11 protein-coding genes are annotated in these 12,856 nt (G+C 69.6%); 6 read left to right on the top strand and 5 right to left on the bottom strand.

Annotated features, from left to right (window positions below):
- Positions 1-26 precede the first annotated feature (26 nt).
- The 3 genes from KV397_RS02670 to KV397_RS02660 all read right to left on the bottom strand — a co-directional run bounded on the left by KV397_RS02670 (position 27) and on the right by KV397_RS02660 (position 3,436).
- On the bottom strand, positions 27-1,610 hold the full coding sequence (locus KV397_RS02670; RefSeq protein WP_261812106.1) for a xylulokinase: 1,584 nt from the start codon (positions 1,608-1,610) through the stop codon (positions 27-29).
- Positions 1,607-2,326 carry an L-ribulose-5-phosphate 4-epimerase gene (locus tag KV397_RS02665; RefSeq protein ID WP_047524423.1) on the bottom strand — a complete coding sequence of 240 codons (720 nt, stop codon included), beginning with the start codon at positions 2,324-2,326 and terminating at the stop codon, positions 1,607-1,609. The genes KV397_RS02670 and KV397_RS02665 overlap by 4 nt, the downstream gene beginning before the upstream one ends.
- Before the next feature lie 99 nt (positions 2,327-2,425).
- On the bottom strand, positions 2,426-3,436 hold the full coding sequence (locus KV397_RS02660) for a LacI family DNA-binding transcriptional regulator (protein ID WP_153242897.1): 1,011 nt from the start codon (positions 3,434-3,436) through the stop codon (positions 2,426-2,428).
- 57 nt (positions 3,437-3,493) lie between these two features.
- On the opposite strand from KV397_RS02660, the gene KV397_RS02655 reads away from it, so the two are divergent.
- Positions 3,494-4,339 carry an NAD-dependent epimerase/dehydratase family protein gene (locus KV397_RS02655; RefSeq protein WP_261812105.1) on the top strand — a complete coding sequence of 282 codons (846 nt, stop codon included), beginning with the start codon at positions 3,494-3,496 and terminating at the stop codon, positions 4,337-4,339.
- A gap of 202 nt (positions 4,340-4,541) precedes the next feature.
- Here KV397_RS02655 and KV397_RS02650 read toward each other — a convergent pair whose 3' ends face one another.
- Positions 4,542-5,801 carry an FAD-binding protein gene (locus tag KV397_RS02650; protein WP_261812104.1) on the bottom strand — a complete coding sequence of 420 codons (1,260 nt, stop codon included), beginning with the start codon at positions 5,799-5,801 and terminating at the stop codon, positions 4,542-4,544.
- Positions 5,802-5,878: 77 nt separating this feature from the next.
- Between KV397_RS02650 and KV397_RS02645 the strand changes: the two genes are divergently transcribed.
- The 5 genes from KV397_RS02645 to arfA all read left to right on the top strand — a co-directional run bounded on the left by KV397_RS02645 (position 5,879) and on the right by arfA (position 11,815).
- Positions 5,879-6,925 (top strand): LacI family DNA-binding transcriptional regulator, encoded by a 1,047-nt coding sequence (locus KV397_RS02645; RefSeq protein ID WP_047524282.1) that lies wholly within the window; start codon positions 5,879-5,881, stop codon positions 6,923-6,925.
- A gap of 95 nt (positions 6,926-7,020) precedes the next feature.
- A complete protein-coding gene (locus tag KV397_RS02640; RefSeq protein WP_261812103.1) occupies positions 7,021-8,358 on the top strand; it encodes an extracellular solute-binding protein in 1,338 nt (445 codons plus the stop codon).
- A complete protein-coding gene (locus KV397_RS02635) occupies positions 8,355-9,302 on the top strand; it encodes a carbohydrate ABC transporter permease (RefSeq protein WP_047524280.1) in 948 nt (315 codons plus the stop codon). Before KV397_RS02640 ends, KV397_RS02635 begins: the two co-directional genes overlap by 4 nt.
- A complete protein-coding gene (locus KV397_RS02630; protein WP_134352191.1) occupies positions 9,302-10,228 on the top strand; it encodes a carbohydrate ABC transporter permease in 927 nt (308 codons plus the stop codon). The genes KV397_RS02635 and KV397_RS02630 overlap by 1 nt, the downstream gene beginning before the upstream one ends.
- A gap of 51 nt (positions 10,229-10,279) precedes the next feature.
- Positions 10,280-11,815 carry an arabinosylfuranosidase ArfA gene (arfA, locus tag KV397_RS02625; RefSeq protein ID WP_261812102.1) on the top strand — a complete coding sequence of 512 codons (1,536 nt, stop codon included), beginning with the start codon at positions 10,280-10,282 and terminating at the stop codon, positions 11,813-11,815.
- Positions 11,816-11,822: 7 nt separating this feature from the next.
- Here the strand turns inward: arfA and KV397_RS02620 are convergent, their stop codons facing one another.
- Positions 11,823-12,827: a LacI family DNA-binding transcriptional regulator gene (locus KV397_RS02620; protein ID WP_261812101.1), complete on the bottom strand. Its 1,005-nt coding sequence runs from the start codon at positions 12,825-12,827 to the stop codon at positions 11,823-11,825.
- Between the last annotated feature and the right edge of the window lie 29 nt (positions 12,828-12,856).

Below are 12,856 nucleotides of genomic sequence, written 5' to 3'. Positions count from 1 at the left end.
TGCCTTTCGAGTGAAGCGCAGATGCGTCAGAGGGATGCGACGGCCGCAGCCTCGACGGCCAGACCCGCGCGGTAGCGATCGAGGTAGGACGAGAAGCCGGCGACGTCCGCCGGATCAGGGTCGACGACAGCGACGGATGCCGAGGCGAAGACCCGCTGGTCGAGGTAGTCCCCCAGCGTGAACTCGTCGGCCGCGGCGAGGTAGGAAGCGAGCACCGCGATGCCCCATGCCCCGCCTTCCGAGGCCAGGTCGCCGACCGCGACCGGAGCCGCGAGCGCCCCGGCGAGGAACCGCTGGGCGACCCCGGCGGTGCGGAACATGCCTCCGTGGGCGAGCATCCTGTCCAGCTCCACGCCCTCCGCGGTCAGCATCTGCATGCCCAGGGCGAGGGTGCCGAACACGCCGTACACCTGCGCACGCACGAAGTTGGCGAGGTGGAAGTCGCTGTCGGGCGTGCGGACGAACAGCGGTCGCCCGGCGGCGAGCCCGGCGATCGGCTCTCCGGCCAGGTGGTTGTAGGCGAGCAGCCCGCCGGCGTCGGCTTCTCCTGCCAGTGCCTCGCGGAACAGCACGTCGAACACGGCGTCCTCGTCGAGAGGCTGCCCCGCCGCTGCGGCGAAGCGTCCGAACAGCCCCGCCCACGCGGCGAGCTCACTGGCCCCGTTGTTGCAGTGCACCATCGCCACGGCGTCTCCCGCCGGGGTGGTGACGAGGTCGAGTTCGTCGTGCTGCTCCGCCAGCGGCCGCTCCAGCACGACCATCGCGAAGATGCTCGTGCCGGCACTCACGTTTCCGGTGCGCGGAGCCACGGCGTTCGTCGCCACCATCCCGGTTCCAGCGTCCCCCTCGGGCGGGCACAGGGGGATGCCCGGCCGCAGCGCTCCGGTGGGGTCGAGGAGGGCGGCACCGTCGTCGGTGAGCGTCCCTGCCGCTGCTCCCGCCACCCGCACCGCCGGGAGCAGCGCGGTCAGCGAGGCGGGAAGCCGATCGCCCGCGAGCTCGGTGTAGGACCGCAGCATCCCCGCGTCGTAGTCGGCCGTGGCCGCGTCGATCGGGAACATGCCCGAGGCGTCGCCCACCCCCAGGACGCGCTCGCCGGTCAGTGCGTGGTGCACGTACCCCGCGAGCGTCGTGACGAAGTCGAGGCGGGGCAGGTGCGGTTCCGCATCGATCACGGCCTGATGCAGGTGCGCGATCGACCAGCGCAGCGGGATGTTCACCCCGAGAGCCGCGCGGAGCTCGGCGGCGGCGGGCCCCGTGTTCGTGTTGCGCCAGGTGCGGAACGGGACGAGCAGCTCACCGTCGGTGTCGAGGGCGAGGTAGCCGTGCATCATCGCCGAGATGCCGATCGCCCCGAACGTCTCGGGGCGGAGGCCGTGCCGCCGCTCGACGTCGTCCACGAGCCCGGCATATGCGGCTCGCAGGCCGGTCCAGACGTCGTCGAGCGCGTAGGTCCACAGGCCGTCTTCGAGGCGGTTCTCCCAGGAGAAGGTTCCGGTGGCGAGCACCTCGGCCGGGTCCGAGCCGACCAGGCAGGCTTTGATCCGCGTCGACCCCAATTCGATGCCGAGACTCGTGCGGCCGGCGGCGATGTCGTCGCGCGCGCTCATCGCCGGGAGTCCGTGCTCTGGCCGTAGACGTGCTGGTAGCGCTCGTAGAGGCTGTCGATCGCTGCCTGCGGAATCGGGATCAGGGGCCCCGCCTCCCGGGCGAGATGCACGGTGCGAGCGACGTCTTCCACCATGACCGCCGCCTTCACCGCATCCTTCGCGTCGGCGCCGATGGTGAACGGCCCATGGTTCTGCATGAGCACCGCCCGCGACCGATGGCCGCTGAGGGTCTCGACGATGCCACGACCGATCGAGTCGTCGCCGATGATCGCGAACGGCCCGAGCGGCACCGGACCGCCGAACTCATCGGCCATGGCGGTGATGACGCAGGGGATCTCCTCGCCGCGCGCCGCCCAGGCGACCGCATAGGGCGAGTGCGTGTGCACGACTCCGCCGACCTCCGGCATGTGCCGATAGACGTAGGCGTGCGCGGCGGTGTCGCTCGAGGGCGAGCGTTCACTGCCCTCGGTACCGGGGATCACGTTCCCGTCGAGATCGCACAGGATCATGTTCTCGGGCGCGAGGTCGTCGTAGCTCACCCCGGACGGCTTGATCACGAAGAGATCGGCACCGGGGACACGCCCGGAGACGTTGCCTCCGGTCCAGACGACCAGCCCGTAACGGACCAGTTCGCCGTGCAGGCGGGACACATCCGCGCGGACGGTGGCGATCGCCCTCTCGATGTCGGGGGCGAAGGTGGGGGCGTCGTCGCTCACGGCTACCTCGATTGTCGTGACCGGTCACTGTGACCGGTCACGGAAGTCTGTCACGGCTGCTCGGCACCCGTCAACCCGCCGCCCCGGCGAGCGCAGCTCTCAGCGCGGAGGAGCGATGGAGGCGCGCGAGACCAGCACCGGCGCCACGGCGGCGAGATCGGAGGGGGCCGCGGCTCCGTCCCCGATCACCGCAGCGACAGCCCTCCGGGCCAACTCGTCGAAGTCCTGGCGCACGGTCGTGAGAGCGGGCCAGTAGTAGGCGGCGTCAGGAGTGTCGTCGAACCCGACGACACTCACGTCATCCGGGACGTCGAGCCCCGCCTCGTGCAAGGCGCTCAGCAACCCCAGCGCCATCTGGTCGTTCGCGGCGAACACCGCGGTCACGCCGGACCGTCGCACCGCTTCGACCGCGGCGTGCCCCGACCCGGCCGACCAGTCCCCCGCGATCACGGGGCCGGGCGTCAGGCCACGGGCGGCGAGCTCCGCGGCGAATCCGTCGGCGCGCGACTCCGCCTCCAGCCAGTCGGTCGGCCCGGCGAGGTGCGCGATCCGCGTGTGCCCGGCGTCCGCGAGCGCGGCCACCGCCAGCCGCGCACCCGCGACCTGATCCACCGACAGCCCCGTCTCACCGAGCCCGGCCGAGTGCAGGGTCACGACGGGCACCCCGATCCGGAGCGCGGCGAGCGCCTCGAGTGTCTGCGCGTGCGGGGCGACGACGACGATCCCCTCCACACCCTGCACGACGAGGTGATCGACCGCGGCGACCACGGCCTCCGCATCCGCCGCGTCGGCGAACGCGGCACTCACCCAGTAGCCGGCCTCCCGCGCCGACGCCTCGAGCGCGGCAAGACTCCGCGACGGACCGTACTGCAAGGCGTCCGACGCCAACACCCCGAGAGTCCGGGACCGTCGGGTGCCCAGCGCCCGGGCGGCGTTGTTCATGCGGTACCCGAGCTCCGCCATGGCCGCGCGCACGCGCTCCTGCGTCTCGGGAGCGACGTCCGGGTGGTCGTTCAAGACGCGCGACACGGTCTGACGAGACACCCCGGCCCGGGCGGCGACGTCACGGACGCCGATGGATCGGCCGCGGCCGTTGCTCGTGTCACTCACGCCGACGAGTGTACGGCGTGGGCGTCCGCCACTCCGTCGGCATGGCACCCTGGTGACATGCGCATCGCTCTCACCGGTTCAACGGGCAAGCTCGGACGCGTCGTGGCACGGGAACTCCGTGCGCGCGGCCACGAGGTCATCGGCATGGACGTGGTGGGGGCCCGAGAGCCCGACTTCGTACAGGTCGATCTGACGGACTACGGCCAGGTCGTCGACGCCTTCGCGGGAGTGAACGACACGCACGACGGCATCGACGCGGTGGTGCACCTCGGAGCGATCCCGGCCCCCGGCATCCGCACCGACGTCGCCACGTTCCACAACAACATGCCGGCGACGTTCAACGTGTTCTGGGCCGCCGTGCGGCTCGGGATCCGTCGCATCGTCTACGCCTCGAGCGAGACGGTCCTGGGGCTGCCGTTCGATGCGCCGCCTCCCTACGTGCCGGTCGACGAGGAGTATCCGCCGCGTCCGGAATCCGTGTACTCGCTCGTGAAGACGCTCGAGGAGCAGCTGGCGACCGAGCTGGTGCGGTGGCAGCCGGAGCTGTCGATCACGGCCCTGCGGTTCTCCAACGTGATGGTGCCGGAGGACTACGCGGAGTTCCCCGACTTCGACACCGACGCGCTGCGCCGCAAGTGGAACCTGTGGGGCTACATCGATGCCCGCGACGGGGCCCAGGCGATCGAGCGGGCGCTCGAGAACGCGCCGGTGGGCTTCGATCGGTTCATCATCGCGGCGGCCGATACCGTGATGTCGCGGCCCAACGCCGAGCTGCTCGCCGAGGTCTTCCCCGACGTGCCCGTCACCCGCGCGGTGGCTCCGAACGAGACCCTGCTGTCGATCGACAAGGCCCGCCGCGTCCTGGGCTACGCCCCGCAGCACTCCTGGCGCGACCACGTGTGAGCGGACGGCCGTCCGGCCGACGCCTGTGCTCCGGCCGACGCCTGTGCTCCGCCCGACGCCTGTGCTCCGATCGACGCCCGGTGCTGCGGTCGCGATATGGCAGCGAGAAACGCTGTTTCGGCTGCCATATCGCGACCGGAAGCCACGGGGACCGTGCTGGGACCGGACGGACCGGAGCGCGCAGGGGCGGGACGCGAGCGGACTAGAGGCCGAGCCGCTCCAGGTAGGGGTTCACCAGGCGGCGGTCCGTGTCGTAGCGGGCGGCGAGCGCGGCGAAGTCGTCTCCGCGCGTGTATCGCGAGCGCGTCTCGGCGCCGTCGAGGGTGAACACCTTGCCCCAGTGCGGACGCGCCGTGGCGGGAAGCGCAGCCTCGATCGTCGGCAGCAGAGCGCGCACGGCCGCCTCGTCCGGCTTCCAGGTGAAGTGGAGACCGACCACATCCGTCCCGGACGACGGGCTGAGCCACAGACTGTCCGCGCGCACGGTGCGGATCTCGTTCACCAGCAGCAGGGGCGCGATCTGCCCCGCGAGGGTCCGCACGGCCTGGATCGCGGCCACCGCATCCTCACGCGGCACGAGGTACTCGCTCTGGATCTCGGCGCCGGCCGAGGGGGTGAAGTCGAGGCGGAAATGCGGCAGCCGCTCGAACCACGGCCCGGCGACCCCGAGCTGTTCGGTGCAGGCGATGGGGTCGACGCCCAGGATGGGATGCCGCTTGCTCACGGCAGCGACGGCTCCGAGCCGTTCGAACAGGGACACCCGGGCGGCCTCGCGCGCTTCGGGCAGACGCTGCTTGACCCAGATCTGGTCGATCACATCGGTGCGCTCCCACGTCGAGAACAGGCTCACACTGGTGCCGATCGAGGTGACCTCGTCGAAGTCGGCGAGCACCGCGTCCCAGTCCGGATGCTCGAAGACGTGCTGAGCGATCTCGTAGGTCGGCTCGACGTCGAGCGTCACATCGAGGACCGCACCGAGAGCCCCGAGGCTCACGACCGCGCCGTCGAAGTCGGCGTCGCCCCGCTCCAGCCTGCGGGTCTCGCCGGAGGGCGTGAGGATCGTGAGGCCTCGGACCGCGCTCGCGAGCGAACCGATGGCGTCGCCGGAACCGTGCGTGCCGGTGGCCACCGCTCCGGCGACGGAGATGTGCGGGAGTGAGGCCAGATTGGCGAGCGCGAGCCCCTCCGCGTCGAGCAGGGGCGCGATGTCGCCGTAGCGCGCGGCACCGGAGACCCGCACGGCCGTCCGGTCGGCGTTCACCTCGAACACCGAGGGCAGACGGTCGAGCGCGAGGAGCACGCCTTCGGTGTCGGCGATGTCGTTGAAGCAGTGTCGTGAGCCGAGCACGCGCACCGGCCCGCCCTGCGCGAGCAGGGCGCCGAGTTCGTCGACGGACTCGGGGTGCGCGACCGCCGAGGCCCGGTACGTCAGGTTGCCTGCCCAGTTGCGCTCGCTGCTCATTGCGCCATGATAGCCACCCATCGATCGACTACATCGATGTACTCCGCGTATGCCAGTCTCGGCGCTAGGCTGACCGGATGACAGCGCTGCCGCCGCCCCGCGCCACCATGAAGGACGTCGCGGCCCTCGCCGGGGTCTCCCCCAAGACGGTGTCGAACGTCGTGACCGGCACGGTTCCCGTCAATGAGAGCACTCGGGCCAAGGTCGAGTCCGCGATGGCGCAGCTCGACTTCGTTCCCAACCTCAGCGCGCGGGGACTGCGCAAGGGGCGCTCCGGGATCATCGCCGTCGCCCTCCCCGATCTCGCGACCGCATTCTCGGCAGAGCTCGTGCATCGCATCGTCGAGGCTGCGCACGGCAAAGGCCTCGCCGTACAGATCGAGGAGACGGCATCAGAGCCCGAGCGTGAGAAGGAGTTGGTCTCCCGCGCCCGCGCGCACCTGGTCGACGGCCTCATCCTCAACCCCATCCGCCTCGAGGACAGCGTGCTGAAGTACGCCGACCGCCTTCCGCCGCTGGTGGTGATCGGCGAGGTGGAGCAGAACCGTGCCGACCATGTGCGCATCGACAGCCGACAGGCTGCCGCCGACGCGACGCGGCATGTGCTGGCCCGCGGCGCGACACGGGTCGCGGTGGTCGGCGCCGACGACGATCCGTCGATCGCGACGGCCACGAGCCGGCTGCGCCTCGAGGGCGTGCACGATGCGCTCCGCGAAGCGGGCATCGCCCGGGATACTGCCCTCGAGATCAATCGTCTGCCCTGGTCGATGGCCGGTGGCGCGGAGGCGGTGCGTGTCCTGCTCGATCGCCGTGTGCCCTTCGACGCGATCGTGGCATTCACGGATTCGCTCGCGCTCGGGGCTCTGCACACCCTGCACGACAACGGCATCCGAGTGCCGCACGACGTCATCGTGACCGGCTTCGACGATGTCGAGTTCTCGCGGTTCACCTCCCCGGCACTGACCTCGATCGCGTTCGATCGACAGGCGTTCGCGATCGCGGCACTCGGCCTGCTGGAGTCCCGCATGGACGACCGCACGGCTCCGCCGCGGGCACTCACCCTCTCGCACCACCTCCTGGAACGCGCGAGCACGGAGGGCCGCCCGGCCGGCTACCGCCCCTGACCTCCGCCGGCATCGGAGCGCGATCGATGCTTGCACATCCGATTACATCGATGTAATGATGAGTCGTCCACCAGCCCTGTCACGAAGGAGTGACGATGACGCCCCCGCTCGATCTGTCCAGAAGGCAGTTCCTCGCTGCCACCTCCCTCGCCGCCGGCGCGGCCCTGCTCAGCGGGTGCGCTCCCGGTGCGGCATCCGCCACCGGCCCGCAGACCCTGCAGTTCTGGCACCTGCTCAGCGGAGGCGACGGTGTCACCATGTCGCAGCTGTTGGATGAGGTGAACGGTGCACAGAGCGCCTTCCGCATCCGCCCGACCGTGCTTGCGTGGGGCACTCCGTACTACACGAAACTCGCGATGGCGGGTGCCGGTGGTCGCGCCCCCGATGTCGCCATCATGCATGCGACCCGCACCGTCGGCTGGGCCCCGGGTGGTCTCCTCGACCCCTGGGACCTCGACCGCCTCGCCGAGCTCGGCGTCGACAGCTCGACCTTCCCCGCTCCGATCTGGGAGAAGGGCTTCGTGGGGAGGGACATGTACAGCGTCGCCCTCGACGCCCACCCCTTCGTGATGATGTTCAACACCGACATCTGTGACGCCGCAGGCGTCCTGGACAGCGACGGGGCATTGGCAGAGACGTCTTCTCCCGAGGAGTTCCTCGACCAGTTGCGCGCAATCGGGGGCTCTGCCGAGGGGCATGCGCTGTCCTACGGCTACCTCGGCGACGGCGCCCAGATGTGGCGCCTGTTCTACACCTTCTACTCGCAGCACGGCGCGGCCATGGAACTCCCTCCGGGCGGGCCCGCGACGATCGACAAGGACGTCGCCGTCGAATCACTGTCTCTGATGCGCACCCTGCTCGACGGGGAGATCGCCCTGGCACAGGCCGACTACGGCAGCGCCATCGCCGAGTTCGCCACCGGCAAGAGCGGCATGCTGTTCACCGGTGTCTGGGAACTCCGCACCATGCAGGCCGCCGGGATCCCGTTCGACGCGACGATGATCCCCACGCTGTTCGGCACACCGGCGGTCTACGCCGACTCCCACTCGTTCGTGCTCCCGCATCAGTCCCACGCCGACCCGGTCCGACGCGATCTCACCTACGAGTTCGTGGCCGACATGCTCAAGAACTCCTTCGGGTGGGCCGAGGCCGGGCACATCCCCGCATTCCTCCCCGTGACCGAATCCCCGGAGTACGCGGACCTGATCCCCCAGGCGAACTACGCCGACGCGGCCCAGCACGTCGTGTACGACCCGACCGCATGGTTCACCGGGTCCGGTTCGAACTTCCAGTCCGAGTTCGGCGCGGCCGTCCAGGGTGTGCTGCTCTCGGGCGACGACCCGGCGACCGCGATCGACCGCTTCGAGGCGCGGGTCAACACCCTGCTCCGACAGCCGAACCCGGCAGACCCCGAGGGGACGTTCGGATCATGACCGCGCTCACCGATTCCACGCGCACCATCGTCACCGGGTCCCGCACCACCCCGCGGGGTCGCCGCGCCGGCTCGCGCAACCGCGAACAGCTCATCAGCTGGGCCTTCCTCGCGCCGTTCCTCGTGGCCTTCGTCCTGTTCCTCGTCTGGCCCATCATCCACGGCATCATCCTCAGCTTCACCGACCAGTCCCTCACCGGGGCCGGCGGCGCGTTCATCGGCTTCGCCAACTACGCCGAGGCGTTCGGCGACCCGAAGATGTGGCAGTCGATGGGCAACACCGTCTGGTTCACGCTGCTCTCCACGGTGCCTCTCGTCGTGGTCGCCCTCGCGATGGCGGCTCTCGTCGACCGCGGCATCCCGGGACAATGGCTGTGGCGCCTCTCGTTCTTCATGCCGTTCCTGCTCGCCTCGACCGTGATCTCGCAGATCTGGGTCTGGATCTTCAACCCCCAGGTGGGCGCGGCCAACAACATCCTCGAGTTCTTCGGTCTCGAACCGCTCGCCTGGCTGCAGAATCCCGACACGAACATGCTGTCGATCGTGATCGCCACCGTGTGGTGGACGGTGGGCTTCAACTTCCTGCTGTACCTCGCCGCGATGCAGAACATCCCGCCGCAGCAGTACGAGGCCGCTTCCCTCGACGGCGCCGGCGCCTGGCGACAGTTCTGGTCGATCACCCTCCCCCAGCTCGGCCCGGCGACCGTCCTCATCCTGATCCTGCAGATCCTCGCCTCGCTCAAGCTGTTCGACCAGGCGTATCAGATGCTCGGCGGGGTCGCGAGCGACACCACCCGCTCCATCGTGCAGTACATCTACGAGGCCGGTTTCGTCAGCTACCGGTTCGGCTACTCGGCCGCCATCTCCTACGTGTTCTTCGCCCTCATCGTCATCCTCGGCGTCGCGCAGGCCCTGATCACGCGCCGCCGGAAGGAGCAGCTCTGATGTCCACCGCCACCGCATCCCCCGTCGTCCCCACTGCCACCGAGACGATCACGACGGCATCGAGCCGTCGTCCTCGGCGGCCGCGTCTTCCCGGCCAGAACCCCTTCGGCCCACTCCGCATCGCCGCTTTCGTCGTGCTGCTGCTCCTCGCGGTCGGCTGGCTGCTGCCCTTCCTCTGGGCGGTCGCGACCGCGTTCAAGACCGAGACGGATGCCGCCTCCGGCGATCCGGGCTGGATCGGCGCCAGCGGACCCACGATCGAGGCGTTCACGGCGATCCTCTCGCAGGGCAACGTCTACGTGTGGGCTCTCAACAGCCTGCTCACGTCCGTCGCGATCACGGTGATCACGCTGGCCATCTCCGCACTCGCGGCCTATGCCTTCTCCCGCCTGGACTTCACCGGCCGCAAGTGGTTGTTCGTGGCGATCATCGCCTCCATCGTCGTCCCGCCCCAGGTGCTGATCATCCCGCTGTTCTACGAGATGCTCGCGTTCAACCTGGTCGACACCTACGCGGGGCTGATCCTGCCGCAGGTCGTGGCTCCCGCGATGGTGTTCATCCTGAAGCGGTTCTTCGACGCCATCCCGATCGAGCTCGAAGATGCGGCACGGGTCGACGGCGCCGGACGGTTCCGGATCTTCTGGTCGATCGTGCTCCCGCTGTCCCGTCCGATCATGGCGTCGGTGGCGATCTTCGTGTTCATCAGCGCCTGGAACAACTTCCTCTGGCCGTTCCTGGTCATCAACGACACGACGCTCATGACGCTGCCGGTCGGCCTGCAGACCGTGATCAGCGCCTACGGCGTGCAGTACGCACAGGTCATGGCGCAAGCCGTGCTCGCGGCGCTGCCCCTGATCGTCGTCTTCATCATCTTCCAGAAGCAGATCGTCAAGGGAGTCGCGACCAGCGGCTTCGGCGGTCAGTGATCCCTGCCCTCCCGCACCACCCCACCCGCAGAGCCAGACCCGAGGAGAACAATGTCTCAGGCCCGCATCACCATCGACCGCGACTTCACGATCGCCGACGTCCCCCGGAGACTCTTCGGTTCGTTCGTCGAGCACATGGGTCGCTGCGTCTACACCGGCATCTACGAGCCCGGTCATCCTCAGGCCGATGAGCGCGGCTTCCGCCGCGACGTCCTGGCTCTGGTGAAGGAGATGGGACCGACCGTGGTCCGCTACCCCGGCGGCAACTTCGTGTCCGGATACCGCTGGGAAGACGGTGTCGGCCCCGCAGAGGACCGGCCGGTGCGTCTCGACGGCGCCTGGCACACCGTCGAGACGAACGCGTTCGGCCTGCACGAGTTCATGGCCTGGGCGAAAGAGGCCGACGTCGAGGTCATGGAGGCCGTGAACCTCGGCACCCGCGGTGTCGAGGAGGCCCGCGCCCTCGTCGAGTACGCGAACCACCCCGGCGGCACGTACTGGTCCGATCTGCGTCGCAGGAACGGGGCGGAGCAGCCGTTCGACATCAGGCTGTGGTGCCTCGGCAACGAGCTCGACGGCCCCTGGCAGATCGGGGGCAAGACCGCGGCCGAATACGGGCGTCTCGCGCAGGAGTCCGCCAAGGCGATGCGACTGGTCGATCCTTCCATCGAGCTCGTCGCGGTCGGGTCGTCCGGCCGCTCGATGCCGACGTTCGGCACCTGGGAGCACACGGTGCTCTCGCACGCCTACGACGAGGTCGACTTCGTCTCGATGCACGCCTACTACCAGGAGCACGACGGAGACGCCGAGTCGTTCCTCGCCGAATCCACCGACATGGACGCCTTCATCGAGGGCGTCATCGCGACGGTGGACGCGGTGAAGGCCGCGGGCAAGCACACGAAGCAGATCGACATCTCGTTCGACGAGTGGAACGTGTGGGATCAGGTGAAGTACAACGACGTCGAGGCGAAGGAGATCGAGAAGGCCGGGTGGAGGCAGCACCCTCGGCTGATCGAGGACACCTACAACGTGACGGATGCCGTCGTCGTCGGGACGCTGCTCAACAGCCTGCTGCGGCACGGCGACCGTGTGAAGATCGCCAACCAGGCGCAGCTCGTGAACGTGATCGCACCGATCCGATCCGAAGAGGGCGGAGCGGCCTGGCGCCAGACGAGCTTCTGGCCTTTCGAGCGCATGGCGCGTCTCGCGAAGGGCCGCATCCTCCGACTCGCCGTCTCGGCGGCGCAGATCGAGACGAAGCGCTACGGCGGCGTCGACGCGGTGGACGCCGCCGCCACGTGGGACGAGGCGACCGGTCGGGTGGCCGTGTTCGTCGCGAACCGCTCGCTGGACGAATCGAGCGACCTGACGATCGACCTGCACGGACTCGACGACCTGCGCGTGGCGGAGGCCGAGACCCTCACGATCCCCGAGGGCGGCGACCGCCACACGTCGAACCTCGAGACCGCTCCCGACAGCGTCCACATGGTGCCGCTGGGTGCGGTCGAGGTCGTGGACGGTGCGGTGCGCGCGACCCTGCCCCCGCTGTCCTGGTCGGTCATCCAGCTCGAGGTCGCTCGCGCCTGACCCCGGCCTACGTGCGGGCGATCGCCGCCGTGGTCGCCCGCACGACCAGCCTCGTCGGCAGGGTCACGTTCATCTCCTCGATGGGCTCGCCGGCGAGCAGCGCGAAGACCATCTCCGCGGCCACCGCCCCGAGTCGACGCATCGGCTGCTGGATGGTGGTGAGCGGCAGGGCTCGTCGGGTGGCCTCCGGCACATCGTCGAACCCGACCACCGAGAGGTCCTGCGGCACCCGGAGCCCGAGCTCGTGCGCGACCTCGATCACGGCGATGGCGGAGAGGTCGTTCGCGGCGAACACGGCCGTCGGCCTCTCCGGACCCGCCAGGAGGATCCTCGCCGAATCCCGCGTCGTCTCCAGCTCGTAGCGCCCCGCGCGGATCAGGTCGGGATCCACCGGGATGCCGGCGTCGGCGAGCGCACGCCGATAGCCGGCGTCACGCAGTCCCGCGGAGCGGAGGTCGGGGCGACCGCCCAGGAAGCTGATCCGGCGATGGCCGAGCTCGATGAGGTGGCGGGTCGCGGTGAGAGCCCCGCCGAAGCTGTCCGACTCGACCGTCGGCAGGTCGGCCCGGCCCGTGTGCGGGTCGATCGCGACCACGGGAATCTCGGCCGAGGCCCCCACGACGGTGGGCGTGACCATGATCGCGGCATCGATGAGCGTTCCGGAGAGGCGGCTGAGAGATCGGCGCTCCCACCCCTCGCCCTGTCCGTGCCGCGACCCGCTGTACGCGAGCAGATCGAAACCGGTGCCGTGCACCGCTGCGCCGACGCCCTTGAGTATCTCGGCACTGAACGGCTCGAAGTCGGCGAGGAGCACCCCGATCACGCCGGTGCGTCTGGCGCGCATGCTGCTGGCCACCAGGCTCGATTCGTAGCCGAGCTCCTGCACGACGTCGAGCACACGTCGGACCGTCTCATCCGCGATCCCGTAGCGTCCGTTGACGGCCTTCGACACCGTCGACACCGAGACGCCCGCCGCCTTCGCGACATCGTGGATCGTCGTTCTCCCGCTCATGATCGCCCAGCGTATCCGGCTGCGCGCCC

It is taken from the genome of Microbacterium aurugineum (assembly GCF_023101205.1).
GTDB lineage: Bacteria > Actinomycetota > Actinomycetes > Actinomycetales > Microbacteriaceae > Microbacterium > Microbacterium aurugineum.
This window is presented reverse-complemented; position numbering and strand designations above follow the sequence as displayed.

What these genes read in the sequence shown, in the direction of transcription:
- KV397_RS02620 (WP_261812101.1), bottom strand. Translation starts at nt 12,827, where the DNA reads ATGAGCGGGAGAACGACGATCCACGATGTCGCGAAGGCGGCGGGCGTC.
- KV397_RS02655 (WP_261812105.1), top strand. Translation starts at nt 3,494, where the DNA reads ATGCGCATCGCTCTCACCGGTTCAACGGGCAAGCTCGGACGCGTCGTG.
- KV397_RS02630 (WP_134352191.1), top strand. Translation starts at nt 9,302, where the DNA reads ATGTCCACCGCCACCGCATCCCCCGTCGTCCCCACTGCCACCGAGACG.
- arfA (WP_261812102.1), top strand. Translation starts at nt 10,280, where the DNA reads ATGTCTCAGGCCCGCATCACCATCGACCGCGACTTCACGATCGCCGAC.
- KV397_RS02640 (WP_261812103.1), top strand. Translation starts at nt 7,021, where the DNA reads ATGACGCCCCCGCTCGATCTGTCCAGAAGGCAGTTCCTCGCTGCCACC.
- KV397_RS02650 (WP_261812104.1), bottom strand. Translation starts at nt 5,801, where the DNA reads ATGAGCAGCGAGCGCAACTGGGCAGGCAACCTGACGTACCGGGCCTCG.
- KV397_RS02670 (WP_261812106.1), bottom strand. Translation starts at nt 1,610, where the DNA reads ATGAGCGCGCGCGACGACATCGCCGCCGGCCGCACGAGTCTCGGCATC.
- KV397_RS02635 (WP_047524280.1), top strand. Translation starts at nt 8,355, where the DNA reads ATGACCGCGCTCACCGATTCCACGCGCACCATCGTCACCGGGTCCCGC.
- KV397_RS02645 (WP_047524282.1), top strand. Translation starts at nt 5,879, where the DNA reads ATGACAGCGCTGCCGCCGCCCCGCGCCACCATGAAGGACGTCGCGGCC.